This is a genomic window from Planosporangium flavigriseum, assembly GCF_011947225.1.
In the GTDB taxonomy this organism is placed as follows: Bacteria; Actinomycetota; Actinomycetes; order Mycobacteriales; family Micromonosporaceae; genus Planosporangium; species Planosporangium flavigriseum.
Genome location: NZ_JAATVW010000009.1, coordinates 100,928 through 118,024, shown reverse-complemented (window position 1 = coordinate 118,024; position 17,097 = coordinate 100,928). Strand labels below are relative to the sequence as shown.

The window sequence follows — 17,097 nt, the reverse complement described above, 5'->3', positions numbered from 1 at the left end:
CCCGCGACTCCGACAACCCAGCCGGCCCCTCAGCCGGCGCCGTCGAGAAGGTCCCGCGCCTTCAGGGCGACCGCCAGATCGAGCAGCCCGTCGAGGCCGTCCCGGCCGTCGCCGACCAGTTCCCGGGCCCGACCGAGCCGGTAGGCGACCGTGTTCTGGTGCACGCCGAGCGCCTCCGCGGTCCGGCGTACGGACTGGCCGTTGGCGAGGTACGCGCGCAGCGTCACCAGGAACTGCGGCCGCGCCGCCAGCGGGCCGAGCCGGGTGTCGACCAGCCGGCGGGCGACCGTACGGTTGCGCAGCAGCAGCACCTCCACGAGGACGTCGGCGTACCGCACCGCGCGGCGGTACGCCCCCGTGCGCAGGCCCACGTCGAACGCGGCGTCAGCCTGGCCGCAGGACGTGCCCACCCCGGCGAGGTCCGGCTGCGGCTCGCCGACGCCGGCCAGCACGGTGGCGGCCACCTCCTGCCGGTCGAGCGCCCGCTGGAGCATCCCGGCGAGGGCCCGCTCGTCGGCGATGGGCACGAGCAGCATGACGTGCCCACGGTGGGTGCCGGACAGGATCCGCCCCGAGGCCTGCGGGGCGATGCTCGCGACGGCGTGCCGGTACATCTGCCGGACGGCGAGCCCGGCCGCCGGGGGCGCACCCAGCGCCACGGCCACGAACGGCTGGTCCGGGTCGACCTCGACGGCGCGGGCGACGGACGCCACCTCCTGCGGGTCCACCCGCTCGGTGCCGGCCAGCCGGGACACCAGGTCGCTCGCGGTCCACTCGAACCGCTCGGTCACCTCGACCCGGGTGCGGTGGTAGGTCTCGGTGGTCGCGCGTACGAGGTCGTCGAAGGCTGCGGCGAGGGTGGCGGTGGCGCGGCGCAGCACCGCCGGCGGAAGCCGGTCGGCGTACATGAGCAGCGCGTCGACGACGGTCCGCTCCGCGGTCCGCCACGACGCGTCGACGGCTTCCAGCGGTACGCCCTGCAGCGCCCGCTGTTCGCCGAGTCGCGCGGCGGTGCGCAGTTCGTCCGGACGGGGCCTGCGCTCCTCTGCCAGGGCGGCCAGGGCCGCGCGCAGGTTGGGCCGGACGGTCTGGTCGAGGTCGGCGCGGCGCATCACCGTGTCCTCGTAGCCGGGCAACTGCCGCCACACCGCGTCGCGGACCCGGGTGGACAGCCGGTCGAAGTCGGCCAGGATCGCGGCGGCGACCGCGGGCAGGTCCAGCCGCGGCGGGCTCTTTTGTGGCAGATCCACAAAACACCTCCCCGGCGATTCGGTGTCCTGACCGTAGCTGATCGTCGGCGCACCGCCCACTATGTCCGGTACGGAGAACCATCCTGACCGGCTGTCACAACCTTTCATCCCGGGTACCGGCATGGACCCGGCGAGCAGCGGAGTGAGTCGCATGGGCAGTAGCGCGCAAGACAGCGAAGTTGTGGCGGTGCCCCGAACGGGGGCGTTATCCGACGATCATGCAATCGAACCCGTACCGATGGCCGAGCGCCGCGGCCTGTGGCAGATGATTCTGGTACAGGTCGGCTGGCACATCAGCGTGAGCGCGTTCCTGCTCGGCTCCACCGTCGGCTCCGGCACCAACTTCCGCACCGGCATCACCGCGATCCTCATCGGCAACCTCGTGCTGTCCGGCCTCGCGGTGCTGATCGGCATCGTGGGCTTCCGGGCCGGGCTCACCTCGTACCTGATCTCGCGGGTGGTGTTCGGGGTGCGCGGGTCGGTCCTGGTGTCGGTGGTGCTCGGCATCATCGCGATGGGCTTCATCGGCGTGCTGATGGACGCCTGGAGCGCCGCGATCCACCGCCTCGTGCCGGCCGTACCGGCCTGGACCATCATCGTCGGCCTCGCCATCGCCATCACGACCACGGCCATCACCGGCTTCAAGGGCCTGGCCCGCTTCAAGAGCGTCGCGGTACCCGTCGAGATCCTCATCGCGCTCATCGCGCTGGTCATCATCATGACCCGCGACGGCGGCTTCGCGAAGGTGCTGGCGCACAACCCGGCTGCGCCGATCACGCTCACCGCGGCCCTCGGCGCGGCGGTGTCCACCTGGATCAGCGGCGTCGCGCTGGTCTCCGACGTGTCCCGCTACGCCCGCAGCATCCGCGACGTCGTCATCTCCAGCATCGCCGGGTTCGTCGGCGGCGCCGGCATCTTCGAGGCCATCGCCTCCATCAGCGCGATGAAGGTCGGCAACGGCAACTTCGTGCTCGTCCTCGAAGGGCTCGGTCTGCTGCTGCCCGGCGTCATCATGCTGATCCTGGCGCTGTGGAACACCGCCGACAACAACCTGTACTCGTCGTCGCTGGCCTTCACCAACGCCAGCCGGATTCTCGGCGCCGCCGTCCCGCGCGCGGCCTGGGTCGTGGTCGCGGTCCTCATCGCCGTGGTCACCGCGTTCGCCGGCTTCGCCGCCGAGTTCCTCAAGTTCCTGACCATCATCGGCGTGCTGGCCCCGCCGTTCGTCGGCATCGTCGTCAGCCACTTCTGGCTGCTCGGCCGGGTACGCGAGGCCAGCGACCGGCTGCTGTCGACCGCGCCGCTGGTGCGCTGGGAGGCGCTGATCGCCTGGGTCGCGGGCTCGCTGGTCGGCTACCACACGACCTTCTTCGTCAAGGCTCTCAACGGGCTCATCGCCGGCGCCATCGTGTACGCGGTGCTGGTGCTCATCCGGGAGAAGGTGTTCGGCCGGCAGGCCGCCGCCGACCCCGTCACCACGGAAGGGACAGCATGATGCGGTTCGGGCTGGGCGTACCCACCGGTACGGAAGGGCTGATGTATCCGGTGCCGTACGCCGACCCCGCCGACGCGGTGCGGCTCGCCGTCGCCGCCGAGGAGTTCGGGTTCGACTCGGTGTGGGGCAACGACCACGTCAGCACGCAGGCCTACGTACGGGCGGAGTTCGCCGACCCGCCGCGCTACTACGACCCGATGCTGTACCTGTCGTACGTCGCGGCGAAGACCACCCGGATCCGGCTGGCGACCTGCATCCTCGTGCTGCCGTTCCGCAACCCGGTGCTGGTGGCCAAGATGGCGGCCACCCTCGACCAGCTCTCCGGTGGCCGGTTCGTGCTCGGCGTCGGCATCGGCGCGTACCGGGAGGAACTGTCCGCGATGGAGCCCGGTCGCCCGATAAACCGCGGCGAACATGCCCGCGAGGCCATCGAGGGGCTGCACCTGCTGTGGGGCGAACGGCGCGCCAGCTATGCGGGCCGCTGGGTGACCTTCCGCGACGTGGAGAGCTACCCCAAGCCCGTACGTGGCCGGGTGCCGATCCTGTCCGGCGGCAACGCGCCGGGCTCCAAGGAGCGCGCGGCGGTGCTCGGCGACGGCTGGATGCCCGCGTGCCTCACCGCCGACGAGGTCGGGGCGGGCGTGGCGCAGATCCGGGCGGCGGCCGCGAAAGCCGGCCGGGAACTGCCGGCCGACTTCGAGGTGGCGCTGCAGGTCGGGGTGTCCGTGGCGCCCACCCGCGAGGAGGCGCTGCGCCGCTTCGAGCGCTCGCAGGTGTACAAGCACCTGCAGTCGCTGTCGAAGACGACGCTGAAGGACCAGGACCCGACCGACATCCTCAACCGCAACCTCATCGGGACGCCGGACGACATCCTGGAGCAGGTCGACCGGTACCGGCAGGCGGGTGTGAACACCCTCGCCGGGCTGCTGTTCGCCGCCAACACCGTGCCGGAGACGCTCGAGCAGATGGACGAGTTCGCGACGGGGGTCATCAAAAATGCCTGACGCCCTGGCGGTTGCCCGCCTCGCCCGCCTGCGGGAGGCCCTCGCCGCCGCGCCGTTCGACGCGTACCTGGCCACGGCGAGCGACAACGTGCACTACGCCACCGGGTACCGATCGGTCGGCGCGTCCGTCTGGCCCACCCACCGGATGGCCGCGCTGATCACCGGCGACGACCTGTGGCTGGTCTGCCCGGTCGCCGACAGCGCGCCGGCCGTCGACGCCGGCGTGCCGGCCGACCGCATCATCGGCTTCGGCACCTTCTACTTCGAGGGCGCCGAGGGCACGCCGCTCGACGGCATGGCGGGCCGGTACCCGCGCTTCGACGAGGCCCTTGCGGTGGCGCTGAGCAGGCTGCCGGCCGGTGCCCGGGTGGGGCGCGACGACGCGGACGCCTTGATGGTCGGCGTCCGGTCGGTCAAGCTGCCCGGCGAGGTCGAACTGCTGCGGTACGCCGCCCGCGCCACCGAGACTGCCATCCACACCGCCATCGACTCGGCGCGCGCGGGCAGCACCGAGCGGGAGATCGCGGCCGTGGTCTCCGCCTCGATGGCGGCCGCCGGCCTGGAGCCCAGGTTCGTGGTGGTGACCTCGGGTGAGCGCAGCGCCCTCGCGGACGCGTACCCCACCGACCGGCCGTGGAACCCCGGTGAGCTGCTGCGTTTCGACGTCGGCGGCACGTATCACGGGTACTGGTCGGACCTCGGGCGCACCGCGGTGCTGGGCGAGCCCGACGCCGAGCAGGCCGCGCTCTACGAGGCGGTCCTGGCAGCCGAGGACGAGCAGTTGGCGCTGATCCGGCCCGGCGTACCGGCGAACCGCGTGTTCGACGTCGCGATCGAGCGCGTGCGCGGGGCCGGGGTCCGGTACCGACGGCACCACGCCGGGCACTGCATCGGGCTGCTGCTCTACGAGCCGCCGATCATCTCCCCCGGCGAGGAGGCGCCCCTCGAAGAGGGCATGACGATGTGCATCGAGCCGCCGTACTACCGGCTGGGCTGGGGCGGAATGATGGTCGAGGACACGATCGTGGTCACCGCGGACGGCTGCGACCTGTTGAGCGTGTCGGATCGGAGTCTGCGGGTGGTGGAGGCGTGAGCTATCTCGGATACCTGCGGTGCCTGCGCTGCGGCACGAAGGTCGCGGCCGGCGCCGGCTACGGTGGCTGCCCCGACTGCGCGGCGGCCGGTGTCAACGTCAACGCGCTGCCGGCGTACGACCTGTCCGGAGTGGACGATCTGATCCCGGTCGACCGGAGCCAGCGGGGCATCTTCCGGTACCGTCGACTGCTGCCGCTGTCGGGCGGCGACCCGGTGGTGAGCCTGGGCGAGGGCGGGACCCCGCTGCTCCCGGTCCCCCGGCTGGGCGCCGCCCTCGGCGTGCCGCGGCTCTACCTCAAGGACGAGACCCGCAACCCGACCTGGTCGTACAAGGACCGGCTGGCCGCCGTGGCGATCAGCCGCGCGGTCGCGGACGGGGCGGAGACGGTCGTCGTGGCGACGACCGGAAACCACGGCGCGGCGGTCGCCGCGTACGCCGCCGCGGCGGGGCTGCGGTGCGTCGTGCTCACCCTCGAGTCGGTGCCACAGACCATGAAGACCCTCATGCAGGTGTACGGCGCCGAAGTGGTCGCGCTGCGCGCCGCCCCGGAGCGCTGGCAGCTCATGGCCGAGGCGGTCCGCGAGCGCGGCTGGGTGCCCATGTCCGGCTACCGCAACCCGCCGGTGGGCTCCAACCCGTTCGGCGTGGACGGCTACAAGACCATCGCGTACGAACTCGTCGAGCAGCTCGGCACCGCGCCGGACGTCGTGGTGGTACCCACCGCGTACGCCGACGGCCTGGCCGGCATCGGCCGGGGCTTCGACGACCTGCGGGAGCTCGGCGTCATCGGGCGGGCGCCTCGGCTCGTCGCCGCCGAGTCGTTCGGGCCGTACTCCGACGCCCTCGCCAGCGGCGCCGAGCTCGGCGGCCCGGTGCCGGCCGGGCCGACGGTCGCGTTCTCGATCGGCTCGCCGTTCGGCACCTACCAGGGCCTCGCCGCGCTGCGCGGCTCCGACGGGGTTGGCGTCGCGGTGCCCGACGACTCCGAGATCCTCGACCACCAGGCGCTCGTCGGGCGTACCGAGGGCCTGTACCTGGAGAACGCGTCGGTGGTCGCGGTGGCCGCAGCCGGGAAACTGGCCCACGCCGGCCAGCTCGGTCCACAGGAGACGGTCGTGGTGATCGGCTCCTCCACCGGCCTGAAGGACGTGGGCGCCACGGCGGCGCGGCTGCCGGCCGTGCCGGTCATCGCACCGGACCTGGCTTCGCTCGATGCCGCTTTGGGAACGGTCACGCGATGAGGCTCGCGTACTCTCTGTCGGGGCAGCGCGACCTGCGGGAGGCCGTCGCCCTCACCCAGACCGCCGAGGCCAGCGGCTTCGACGAAGTCTGGGTCACCGAGGACTACTTCGAACGCGGCGCGTTCACCGCCGCGGCCGCCATCGCGATGGCGACGACCCGGGTACGGATCGGCGTCGGCGTGGTCAACCCGTGGACCCGCCACCCGATGCTGACCGCGATGGAGCACGCCAGCCTCGACGAGCTGTCCGGCGGCCGGGCGATCCTTGGGCTCGGCGCGAGCAACGCCCGCTGGATGGAGGAGATGCTCGGCATCCCGTTCACCCAGCCGCTCCCCCGGCTGCGCGAGTCGGTGGAGATCCTGCGCAAGGCGCTGGCCGGCGAGGCGGTCAGGCACGACGGCGACGGCTGGCGGGTCGACGCCCGCCTGTCGTTCCGGCCGGTACGCACGAATCCACCGATCCACCTCGGGGTGAAGGGGCGGCATGCCCTCGCGCTGGCCGGCGAGATCGCCGACGGCGTGCTGCTGTCGCTGCTGTCCTCCCCCGCGTACGTCACCTGGGCGCGGGAACGCATCGAGCGAACGTCCTGTGATGTCGGCGCCTACCTCGCCTTCGCCTGTGGCCCCGCCTCCCACCGGGCCGAGATCCGCGATTCGCAGCGGCCCCTCGTCGCGCGGTTCCTCGGTATCCACGGCGTCCACGACATCACGAAGGTGGCGGGCATCGAACCGGAGCTGGCCGAGCGGTTCCGGGCCGCCTGGCGGTCCGGCGAGCCCGCCGTCGACCTGGTCACCGACGACATGCTGGACATGTTCACGGCGGCGGGCACGACGGACGACGTGGTGGCGTCGTTCGCCCGGTTCCGCGACGCCGGTCTGACCACGATCGTGGTGCGCGACGATCCGGCCGTACCCGACCCGTCCCGGCTGATCGCGGATGCGGCCGTCTGCTTGCAGGTGGCCGCGTCATGATCACCCGGAGTTTGCGGTGTCATAGCACCGCAAACTCCGGATGATCACGGGGACTACTTGAGCCGCTGCCAGAAGAACTCGAGGATCAGCGCCCGTTTGAACGCCAGCTGCTCGTTGTCGGCGGCGGCGCCGTGCCCGCCTTCGACGTTCTCGTAGTACGACACGTCGTAGCCGTGCTCGCGCAGCAGCGCCACCATCTTGCGGGCGTGCCCGGGGTGGACCCGGTCGTCGCGGGTGGAGGTGACGAACAGGACCGGCGGGTACGGCCGGCCGGCCCGCACGTTGTGGTACGGCGAGAACCTCGACAGGTACGCCCAGTCGGCTTCGGTGTCCGGGTCGCCGTACTCGGCCATCCAGGACGCCCCGGCCAGCAGCAGGTGGAAGCGGCGCATGTCGAGCAGCGGCACCTCGCTGACGACCGCGCCGAACAGTTCCGGGTAGCGGGTGAGCATGACCCCGGTCAGCAGGCCGCCGTTGCTGCCGCCCCGCACCCCCAGCCGCTGCGGCGTCGTGATGCCCCGCTCGACCAGGTCGGTGGCGACGGCGGCGAGGTCGGCGTACGCCCGCGGCCGGTTCTCCCGGAGCGCGGCCCGGTGCCAGCGCGGGCCGTACTCCCCGCCGCCCCGGATGTTGGCCACCACGTAGGTGCCGCCGCGGGCCAGCCAGCCCCGCCCGATGGCGGCGTCGTAGCTCGGCGTCAGCGAGATCTCGAACCCGCCGTACGCGGTGAGCAGCGTCGGCCCGGCGGCCGGGTCCTGCGGCCCCACCACGAAATATGGCACCAGGGTGCCGTCGGCGGAGGTGGCGAAGTGCTGCCGCACGGTCAGGCCGGCCGCGTCGAAGAACTCCGGCTCCCGCTTGAGGTCTTCGACCTCACCGCCAATCTGGCCATAGCGAAGCGTGGTGGGCCGGGTGAAGCCGGTTACCGACAGCAGGTACGCGTCGCCCACGTCCGAGTCGGTGTCCACGATGTCGGCGTGGTCGTACTCGGTGGCCCCGGCGAGCGGCGCGCGACTCCAGCCCGCATCGCCCGGAGTGAACACCTCCAGCCGGCTCCGCACGTCCGCGAGCGTGGCCAGGAGCAGGTGGTTGCGCGTCCACACGTGGTAGCTCAGCGAGGTCCGCTCGTCGGGTTCGAACAGGACGGTCAGGTCCCGGTCGCCGGCGAGGTACGCGTCGAGCCCGGTGACCAGCACGGCCCCGGCCGGGTAGGTGACCGCGCCGACGGTCCACGGCGACCGTAACCGGATCAGCAGCCACTCCCGGTGCATGTCGATCTTCGCGTCGTCGGGCACGTCGAGGCGGATCAGCTCGCCTGCGGCCGTGCGGACGTACCGCTCGCTGCGGTAGAAGTCGAGCATCCGGTACACGTAGTCGCGCTCGAAGCCCGGCGTCGGGTCGTGCTCGGCGCCGACGGCGACGTCCTCCGCCGCGCCTTCGAAGACGGTGACCGCCGCCGACAGCGGCGTCCCGCGCCGCCACCGCTTGACGATGCGCGGGTAGCCGGAGTTCGTCAGCGAACCGGGCCCGAAGTCGGTCGACACGTAGATGTGGTCGGCGTCGATCCAGCCGACGCCGCTCTTGGCCTCGGGCAGAGTGAAGCCGCCCGCGACGAAAACACCGTCACGCAGGTCGAACTCGCGCACGACGCTGGCGTCGGAGCCGCCCCGGGACAGGCTGATCAGGCAGCGCTCGTAACCGGGCTTCAGCACCTCGACGCCCTGCCAGACCCAGTTCTCGCCCTCCCGCTCGGCGAGGGCGTCGAGGTCGAGCAGCACCTGCCAGTCCGGCGCGTCCGTGCGGTAGCTGTCGAGGGTCGTGCGCCGCCATAACCCGCGCGGGTGCGCGGCGTCCTTCCACAGGTTGTACAGGTACTCCCCGCGCAGCGTCGGGTACGGGATCCGGTCGGCCGAGTCGAGCACGTCGCGCAGTTCCGCGCGCAGCGCGGCGAACGAGTCGCCGAACGTCAGCGCCCCGACCGTCTCAGCGTTGCGGTCGCGGACCCACCGCGCGGCGCCCTCGTCTTCAAGATCTTCCAACCACAGGTACGCGTCGTCGCCGCCGCTGACCGTCTCGACCACGTTCCAACCGTCCCGGAGAGTAGGTGTCGGGCAGCCATGACGAGAATCCATGGCTGCCCGACGAACGCTACCCCGTGCCTGGGACTACTTCGCCGACGCCGGCACCTCTCCGTGCCAGTCCTCGCCCAGCTCGCCGATGACTTCACCGTTCTCGTTGAAGACCGAGCGGCCGGTGTGGTTGCGCGAGAGCGGAGAGTCGGGCGTCAGCGCCCGGTCGCTGAGGCGGTAGAGCTCCCAGTACAGATCGGCATCGACCGGCATGCCCTGAGTGGCGACCGCGTCGACCGGGGAGGCGTCGGCGGCGCCGCGCTCAGCGACGATCTCGACGCTCTCCGGGGACAGGAACTGTACGTCGACCCGGAGGCCGTCCTGAGCCAGGTGCGGCAGCACGGCCAGCAGATCCGGCCGGGTCACGCCGTCGACGCGTACCCGCGCATGGGCGTGCCGGGCGACGGTCAGCGCCGCGACGTCGAGCAGGCCGGGCACGGCGAAGAAGGCGTGCACGCCGGTGCCGTCGACGACGACGTCGGCGCCGTCCGACCGGAGCGCGAGCCGCCGGCCGACCGACTCGGTGAGCAGGTCGAAGTCGTCACGCAGCCGCCGGAACCCGGCCAGGCCGACCGCCTCGCAGGCGATCACCGTCTCGCGCGCGGACGGGGCGGCGCCCAGCGGGATGCCGGTGAGCCACAGCGTGCGCCCCACCGTGACCCGGGCCTCCCGGAGCGAGATGTTGAGAATCGACATGGTTACGCACGCTCCGCAGGTCGTTCGGGGTAGATCCAGTCCAGCCCGCTGCGCTGGTTGAGGTCGGCACGGGTCGGCGCGCCGTGCAGCAGCAGACCCATGACGAACCGGCCGAAGTTGTCCACCGTCTTGTCGATGCCGTGGAAGGCCGCGTTCATCAGCCGGATGATGTGCACCGGGATGAAGTCCTCGGCCAGCATGTTCATGTGCGGCGAGTGGTAGGACAGCTCCGCGAGGCCCTGGATCCGCTCGACCATGCGGCGATCCTCCGGGTAGTCCAGGAGGTACTCGCCGACGGTGCGGTCGGTCGGCTCGGCCTCGAGGCGTCGGGTGATCCGCTGCACCTCACCCGGGATGTCAAGCGCCCACTCGTGGCTGACCGGGACCTCCTCGACCGGGCCGCGCCGCGGCTCCTCGGCCGTCTCGGACTTGTACCAGCGGTAGCGGCACTGGCGCGGGTCGGCCATGTCGTAGGCGTACGCCCAGCCGTAGTCGCGCCGGATGAGATCCAGAAGCTCGCGTACGGTCGCCTCCGGCCGTCCGCGCAGCGTCTCGTCGACGGCGAAGTGCTCGATCGCCGCGTCGACCTCGTCGGGCCGCAGCTCCAGCAGGAGCACGTTGAAGACCTCGATGGCCTCCTGACACACGTCGTACCGGTCGCTGGCCACCACGTCGCCGTACCGGACGTCGCCGCCGGCCGCGGCGAGCGCCTCGAGCTCCTTGCGGATCAGGCGCAGCCCCTCGGCGATGACCGTGGGGTGCGTGAAGGCCTCGTACGGGCTGGGGTCGTCGTCGTAGAACCGGGCCGCCCGCCGCAGCAGGTCGTGCATGCGGTTCCACGCGGGCGACCCGACGACGACGGGGAGGTCCTGGCACATCCGCACCGCTTCGGCGCGCAGGGTGAGCCACCGGTCCAGGAGCACCGGGTGGTTGTTGACGAAGTAGACCAGGCCGAGGCCGGAGCCGTTGCCGAGCCCGAGGATGCGCTTGAGGTCGGCGTCGAGCGTCGCCGCCTGCGGGTTGATGGTCCGGGCGAGGTGCTCGGCGAGGTCGAACGAAAACTCCCGCATGAGGAACACCGCGAGCATCTGGGCGTGGTACGGCACCCGCAGCGGGTGGTCGGCCTCGTACGCGACGAACGACTTCGTCCCGAAGGTGCCGTTGCCGTCCAGGCCGGTGTTGCGCATCAGGTACCCGACGCGCCACAGCTCGTCCCCGTCGGGCTGCGCCCCGGCGGCGAGCCGCTCCACCACGTGCTCGAAGAGCCGGAGGCTGCGGTTGGAGCGGCACCAGATGAGCGTGTTCGGGGTGGCCCGGCCCGCGTACAGCTTCGGCATCTCGGCGCGGGTCTGGTCCACGATCTCGGGCGTGGCCTCGCCCTCGACGAGCGCGCCGAGCATGTCCCAGGCCGTCCCGATGATCCGTCCGGTCCGCCCCTCCAGGACCGGCTCGAACGAGAAGACCATGAAGTCGAAGCTCATGCCTGGGGCGTGGACCCGGTAGATGGCCTCGCCCCGGGCCCGGTCGTCGATGTCGAAGCGGACACACTCGACGGACCACTCTTCCCGGGCCATCTTGTTCAGCAGCGACCGGCTCGCGCTCAGCCGGGAGGGCGCCAGCGTCGCCAGTCTCGTCGGCTGCATGAGTTCGTCCGGGGCGGGCAACTGGGCGCGCACCGGGCTGGTCGGTTTTTGCGTGTCAATCACAGTTCTCTGCTCCTCGTTCACAGCGGCGAAGCGTCCCCAGGACCCGGCGTCGGTCAGAGCAGGTTGGGCTCGCCCGGCTCGGAGGCCTCCGGGACGTAGCCGTACTTGTCGAGGATCTTCTTCAGCTCACCGCTCTTGCGCAGGGTCGCGACGTTCTCGTCCATGGCCTTGCCGAGGTCCTCGTTGTCCTTGCTGACCGGGAACTGCGTCTGGCCCGGCTTCAGCGTCGACTTGACCGCGGGGTCCGGCCCCGGAATCTTGATCTTGGCACCGTCGATGGGGTGCTTCTGCAGCTGGTACGCCGCGGCCGACGAGCCGTTGACGGCGACCTCGATGCGGCCCGCCTTGAGGTCGGCGTACTCGGCCTCCGCGGAGTCGTACAGCTTGTAGTCGTCGCCGAGCAGCTTCTTCATGTCGTCGTTCCAGAGGAAGCCCAGGACGGAGCCGACCTTCTTGCCCTTCAGGTCCTGGATGCTCGACACCCCGCTGGCGGAGACCAGGGAGAGCCGGTCGGCCACGACCGGGGCACCGAGCCGTACGACCTCGGCCCGCTTCGCGGTGCGGTACCAGCTGCCCAGGGTGGTGTCGGCGCGCTTCGACTGGACATTGGGGATCATCGCGGAGCTGGCGCCCTGCACGACCTTGATCTTCAGGCACTCCATCTCGGCCACCTTGGTGAGGATCTCGCCCTCGGCCCCGGTGAGCTTGCCGTCCTTGACGTCGGCGAACGGCGGGTACACGTAGGCCGCGACGGTCAGCGTGCCCTGCTCGATCGTCTTGACGTTGTTGTGGGCGGGCTTGCAGCCGCCGCCGGCCTGTGCGTCGTTGCCATTGCTCTTGCTGTTGCCACCGCAGGCGGTGAGCGCCAGGGCGACCACCACGGAGCCTGCCGCGGCGGCTAACTTGGGCGTGCGCGTACTCATCGTTGAGGACCTTTCTGACGGACAGGTGGGCGCGGAATCTACAAGTGCCGGCTGAGTCGTTTCTCGACGAGAGAGACCAGGCCGGACGCTGGAATCGTGACGGCGGCGTAGAGGAAGCCCGCCGCGAGGAAGACGGACAGGTAGTCGAAGTTGACCGTGCCCAGCAGGTACGCCGCCTGCATGATCTCGGGCAGCGTGATGACGTAGGCCAGGGACGTGAACTGGAACCACTGGACCGCCAGGTTCATCAGCGGCGGCACCGCGAGCCGTGCCGCCTGCGGCAAGATGACGAACCGGAACGTGTCGCGGTCACTCATGCCCGCCGCGATGGCGGCCTCGCGCTGGCCGACCGGGACCGCCACCAGGCAGGCACGGATGACCTCGGCCGAGTAGGCGGCCGCGGACCAGGTGAACGCGGCTACGGCCGAGACCATGGCGGTCGCCGTCAGCCCGACCTGGGGCAGACCCTGGTACACCAGGTACAGGAGCACGAGCAGCGGCAGCCCGCGCCCGATCTCGACCAGGCCCACGGCGACGAGCCGGAGCGCGCGTACCCGGCTGTCGGTCAGCTTCGCCAGCACCAGGCCCAGCGGGAAACCCAGCAGCAGCGAGAGTCCGGTGAGCCGCAGGGCGACGCCGAGGCCACTCGCGAGCTCCGGAAGGTACTCCGTCCATTTCATGAGAGCGCCCCCATCACGTCATCGCGTAGCGCGCACGGATGCGGCTGTCGAGCCGACGGGACATCGCCGCCAGCGGCAGGCTCAGCAGGACGTAGAGGACGCCGGCCGCGACGAAGAACGTGAGCCCCAGCCCGGTCCGCTGCGTCTCGGCGTTAGCCCGGAACGCGATCTCGGCCACGCCGATCGCCGAGGCGAGCGCGGAGTCCTTCAACAGCCCGATGAGGTAGGTCGCCGCGGTGGGCAGGATGACCCGGAGCACCTGCGGCGCGACCACGTGCCTGGCGGTGTCGAGCCCGCTCATCCCCAGGGCCGCGCAGGCTTCCCACTGTCCCCGGTGGATGGCGGCCAGGCCGCCCCGGTAGATCTCCGCCAGGTAGCTCGACGCGATGACGCCGAGCGTGACGATGGCGGCGGTGAGCGGCTGGAGGCTCACCCCCACCTCGGGCAGGCCGAAGAAGACGACGAAAATCCAGACCAGCGGCGGCACCGCGCGAATGATCTCCACATAGGTACGGATCAGCGCGCGTACCGGGAAGAAGCGGGAGCGCTGCGCCCATGCGACCGGGGCACCCAGCACCGCTCCGATGGCGAAGGCGGCGCCCGTGATGACAAGGGTGCCGACGACCCCACCGAGCAGGTAGACCAGACTCTGCGTGTTCATCGGCCGAGCACCGCGCTCAGGAACTGCCGGGTCCGCGCGTTCGTCGGGTCACTCATGACCACCTCGGGGCTGCCGTCCTCGACGACGGCCCCGTCCACCATGACCACGACCCGGTCGGAGACGTCGCGGGCGAAGGCCATCTCGTGGGTGACGACCACCATGGTCATTCCGTCGCCGGCGAGTTCGCGCATGACGGCGAGGACCTCCATGCCGACCTCCGGGTCCAGCGCCGAGGTCGGCTCGTCGAACAGCATCACGGCCGGGTCGAGGGCCAGGGCCCGCGCGATCGCGATGCGCTGCTGCTGGCCGCCGGAGCAGCGCGACGGGTAGCTGTCCGCCTTGTCCTTCAGCCCGACCCGCGCCAGCAGCGCGCGGGAGCGCTCGTCGGCCTCCTGCCGGGACCGGCCGAGCACCCGCTCCTGCGGCAGGGAGATGTTGCGCAGCGCCGTGAGGTGCGGGAACAGGTTGAACGACTGGAACACCATGCCGACGTTGCGGCGCAGCGCGGCGAGGTCCTTACGCGACGGCGTCGCGTGGTCCGGGCCGACCGCGACCGACCGGTCGCCGATCGTCACCGCGCCCGCCGTGGGCATCTCCAGGAAGTTGAGGCAGCGCAGGAACGTGCTCTTGCCGGCGCCGCTGGGGCCGATGATGGAGACGACCTCGCCCGCCTTCAGGTCCATCGACACGTCGTCGACGGCCCGGTGGTCGCCGTACGCCTTCACGATGTTCGCAGCCCGCACGAAGGCGGCCGGGCCGGCGCTACCCTGCGGAGTGTCATATTTGTCCATGGCTAACTTCCCTGGTCAGCTGATGCAACGGCCGCGATGGCGCTGATTTCGATCCGCTTGCCGCCGCGGAACCCCGCAACCTGCACGGTGGTGCGAGGTGGAAGCGGTCGTCCGCGCAGTCGCGCCAGGTAGGCGGCGTTGTACGCGTCGAAATCGGCTAGATCGGCAAGGTACACGGTGAGTTGCAGCAAGTGATCTAGGTCTGACCCTGCGGCGTGGAGAACGCGCTCCAGATTGTCCAGACATACCGTGACCTGCTCGGCGAAATCGGCCGGGACGACTCCGTCCGTACGTACCGGGACCTGCCCGCACGGGTAGACGACGCCCCCGTGCACCGTCGCCGCCTGGTACGGACGGTCCTGGCCGTCCGCGTGCGGAATGATTCGGATCGAAGCGGGCATCACGCGCTCCCCTCGAAGACGGTCTCGAACAGGTTCAGCCAGTTGCCGCCCAGGACCCGCGCCACGTCGTCGTCGTTCAGGCCGGCGTCGAACAGTCCCTCGGTGAGGGTCGGGAAGTCCTCCGGGCCGGTGAACCAACTCGGCCACGACGGCCAGGTGGGCTTGTCCCCGTCGCCGCTCGGCGGCTGCCACCGGCCGTTGCGCAGCCAGCCGACGTAGTCGTCGTCCCAGTTTCGGGCGCAGTCGCTGCCGATCGCGACGTGTTCGATGCCGATCTCGTCGACCAGGCGTACCACCATCTCGCAGAACTGCTCGCGGGTGACCCGGGCGCCGCCGAGGACGTTCGGGTAGAGGCAGCAGCCCAGGATCCCGCCGCGGTCGACGAGGGCCTTGATGACGTCGGCTGGCTTGTTGCGGGCGGTGTCGAAGAACCACGTCGGGTTGGCGTGGGTGATCGCCACCGGGGTGGCCGAGGCGTCGATGGCATCCCGGCAGGTGCGGTTGCCGACGTGGGAGAGGTCGACCAGCATGCCGACGCGGTTCATCTCGGCGACGATGTTGCGCCCGAAGCGGGTGAGGCCCGAGTCCTCCGGGTCGTAGCAGGCGCCTCCGACGACGTTCTGAATGTTGTACGTCAACTGCGCGATCCGTACGCCGAGGCGGTGGAACACCTCGACGAGGGTGTAGTCGTCGGCGAAGGGCGAGGTGTTCTGGAACCCGAGCAGGACGGCGATCCGGCCCTCCGCCTTGGCCGCCACGATGTCGCCCACGGTGGACGCGAGGGTCACCAGGTCGCTGTGCTTGCGCGCCAGCTGGTACCAGTCGCCGATGTTGCGCAGCGCCTCGGTCGGCCCTTCCCAGACCGCGCAGGTCGCGTTGACTCCCGACACTCCCCCGGTGCGAAGCTCCTCCAGGGCCGCGCGATCCCAGTTGGTGATCTGCAGACCGTCGATGACGAGGAAGTCCTCCCTCCAGACGTCGCTGCCGCGGTTCGCTGTGTTCGGCTGAGCCACCGGTTCTCCCCTGCGGAATCCGTACTTGATGTCCACGATGGCGATGAGCGTAAGGACGACATCATTCGGAACACAAAGACCAATCGACGCAAGATTAATAAGCGAATATGCTTAATCGATGGAGCTCTCGCAGCTGCGCTACTTCCTCGCCGTCGCGGACGAACTACATTTCGGCCGCGCCGCCGAGCATCTGCGCATCGCCCAACCCGGCCTGAGTCAGCAGATCCGCCGCCTGGAGCGTGAGCTGGGCACACCGCTGTTCATCCGGACGACGCGCAGGGTGGAGCTGACCGACGCGGGCCGGGCCATGCAGTCGGAGGCTCGGCGCGTGCTCGCCAGCGTGGAGCGAGCCAGGACGTCGGTCACTCAGGCGGCGAACGGTGAGGCGGGCGTCCTTCGCCTCGCCTTCGTCTCGTCGGCGGCACTCCAGATCATCCCCAACGTGACGAAGGCCCTGCACCAGCGCTGGCCAGGGATCGACCTGCAACTGCACGAAATGACCACACCGGCCCAGTTCGACGACCTCCGGGAGGGCCGACTCGACGTCGGCATCGTGCGCGAGGCGGGCGTGGTCGACGATCTCGTCATCCGCCCGCTCGTACGCGAGCGTCTGTACCTCGCGGTGCACGAATCCCACCGCCTGGCCGGACAGCGCAGCGTGACGCTCGCCTCGCTGGCCGGCGAGCGGTTCATCATCTTCCCGCGCCACCGGGTGTCGCTGCTGTACGACCACATCGCCGGGCTGTGTCACGCCGCCGGGTTCCGCCTCGAACCCGCCGAGGAGGCCGTCCAGTTCCCGACGATTCTGGGCCTCGTGGCCAGCGACGCGGGCGTGGCGATCGTGCCCGACTCGCTGCGGTCGCTCAGGCTGCCCAGCCTGCGCTACCTCGCGCTGGAGGACGCGGCCGCCAACACGGAGGTGTCGATCGCGTACTCGCCCGAGCGGGCGCTGTCGCGTACGGTGCAGAACTTCGTCGAGGTGGCGCTGAGCGTGTACCGAAACGACACCGGCGCCGCAGCGGCCGGTTAGCCGGGGCCGC

16 protein-coding genes are annotated in these 17,097 nt (G+C 70.8%); 6 read left to right on the top strand and 10 right to left on the bottom strand.

Annotated elements, in window-relative coordinates; all coding sequences use genetic code 11:
* Positions 1–29: 29 nt before the first annotated feature.
* On the bottom strand, positions 30–1,250 hold the full coding sequence (locus HC028_RS14830; protein WP_168077661.1) for a PucR family transcriptional regulator: 1,221 nt from the start codon (positions 1,248–1,250) through the stop codon (positions 30–32).
* A gap of 238 nt (positions 1,251–1,488) precedes the next feature.
* Between HC028_RS14830 and HC028_RS14825 the strand changes: the two genes are divergently transcribed.
* Genes HC028_RS14825 through HC028_RS14805 form a run of 5 tightly spaced genes read left to right on the top strand, consistent with a single transcriptional unit; the run spans position 1,489 to position 7,057 of the window.
* Entirely contained in the window at positions 1,489–2,745 is a 1,257-nt protein-coding gene (locus HC028_RS14825) for a cytosine permease (RefSeq protein WP_168077660.1), read from the top strand.
* Positions 2,742–3,749 (top strand): TIGR03619 family F420-dependent LLM class oxidoreductase, encoded by a 1,008-nt coding sequence (locus HC028_RS14820; protein WP_168077659.1) that lies wholly within the window; start codon positions 2,742–2,744, stop codon positions 3,747–3,749. The genes HC028_RS14825 and HC028_RS14820 overlap by 4 nt, the downstream gene beginning before the upstream one ends.
* Positions 3,742–4,842, top strand: a complete 1,101-nt coding sequence (locus HC028_RS14815; protein WP_168077658.1) for a M24 family metallopeptidase — start codon at positions 3,742–3,744, stop codon at positions 4,840–4,842. Before HC028_RS14820 ends, HC028_RS14815 begins: the two co-directional genes overlap by 8 nt.
* A complete protein-coding gene (locus HC028_RS14810; RefSeq protein ID WP_203981284.1) occupies positions 4,839–6,086 on the top strand; it encodes a threonine synthase in 1,248 nt (415 codons plus the stop codon). Before HC028_RS14815 ends, HC028_RS14810 begins: the two co-directional genes overlap by 4 nt.
* Complete coding sequence (locus HC028_RS14805) at positions 6,083–7,057, top strand: LLM class flavin-dependent oxidoreductase (protein ID WP_168077657.1); 975 nt, start codon at positions 6,083–6,085, stop codon at positions 7,055–7,057. Before HC028_RS14810 ends, HC028_RS14805 begins: the two co-directional genes overlap by 4 nt.
* 53 nt (positions 7,058–7,110) lie before the next feature.
* On the opposite strand, the gene HC028_RS14800 is transcribed toward HC028_RS14805, so the two are convergent.
* The 9 genes from HC028_RS14800 to HC028_RS14760 form a co-directional block, all read right to left on the bottom strand.
* Positions 7,111–9,138 carry a prolyl oligopeptidase family serine peptidase gene (locus tag HC028_RS14800; RefSeq protein ID WP_239075425.1) on the bottom strand — a complete coding sequence of 676 codons (2,028 nt, stop codon included), beginning with the start codon at positions 9,136–9,138 and terminating at the stop codon, positions 7,111–7,113.
* An 84-nt stretch (positions 9,139–9,222) separates the two neighbouring features.
* A complete protein-coding gene (locus HC028_RS14795) occupies positions 9,223–9,882 on the bottom strand; it encodes a hypothetical protein (RefSeq protein ID WP_168077655.1) in 660 nt (219 codons plus the stop codon).
* Positions 9,883–9,884: 2 nt separating this feature from the next.
* On the bottom strand, positions 9,885–11,588 hold the full coding sequence (locus tag HC028_RS14790; protein ID WP_168077653.1) for a hypothetical protein: 1,704 nt from the start codon (positions 11,586–11,588) through the stop codon (positions 9,885–9,887).
* A gap of 53 nt (positions 11,589–11,641) precedes the next feature.
* The gene (locus HC028_RS14785) at positions 11,642–12,511 is read right to left on the bottom strand and encodes a substrate-binding periplasmic protein (RefSeq protein WP_168077651.1); all 870 of its coding nucleotides are present in this window, start codon (positions 12,509–12,511) and stop codon (positions 11,642–11,644) included.
* A 38-nt stretch (positions 12,512–12,549) separates the two neighbouring features.
* Positions 12,550–13,191, bottom strand: coding sequence for an amino acid ABC transporter permease (locus HC028_RS14780; protein ID WP_168077649.1), 642 nt, complete (start codon positions 13,189–13,191; stop codon positions 12,550–12,552).
* Between the two features lie 13 nt (positions 13,192–13,204).
* Positions 13,205–13,852, bottom strand: coding sequence for an amino acid ABC transporter permease (locus tag HC028_RS14775; protein ID WP_168077647.1), 648 nt, complete (start codon positions 13,850–13,852; stop codon positions 13,205–13,207).
* Positions 13,849–14,643 (bottom strand): amino acid ABC transporter ATP-binding protein, encoded by a 795-nt coding sequence (locus HC028_RS14770; RefSeq protein WP_168077645.1) that lies wholly within the window; start codon positions 14,641–14,643, stop codon positions 13,849–13,851. Before HC028_RS14770 ends, HC028_RS14775 begins: the two co-directional genes overlap by 4 nt.
* A gap of 2 nt (positions 14,644–14,645) precedes the next feature.
* Positions 14,646–15,044 (bottom strand): RidA family protein, encoded by a 399-nt coding sequence (locus HC028_RS14765; RefSeq protein ID WP_168077643.1) that lies wholly within the window; start codon positions 15,042–15,044, stop codon positions 14,646–14,648.
* On the bottom strand, positions 15,044–16,057 hold the full coding sequence (locus HC028_RS14760) for a membrane dipeptidase (RefSeq protein WP_168077641.1): 1,014 nt from the start codon (positions 16,055–16,057) through the stop codon (positions 15,044–15,046). The genes HC028_RS14765 and HC028_RS14760 overlap by 1 nt, the downstream gene beginning before the upstream one ends.
* A 118-nt stretch (positions 16,058–16,175) precedes the next feature.
* Between HC028_RS14760 and HC028_RS14755 the strand changes: the two genes are divergently transcribed.
* Complete coding sequence (locus HC028_RS14755; RefSeq protein WP_168077639.1) at positions 16,176–17,087, top strand: LysR family transcriptional regulator; 912 nt, start codon at positions 16,176–16,178, stop codon at positions 17,085–17,087.
* Positions 17,088–17,097: the final 10 nt, after the last annotated feature.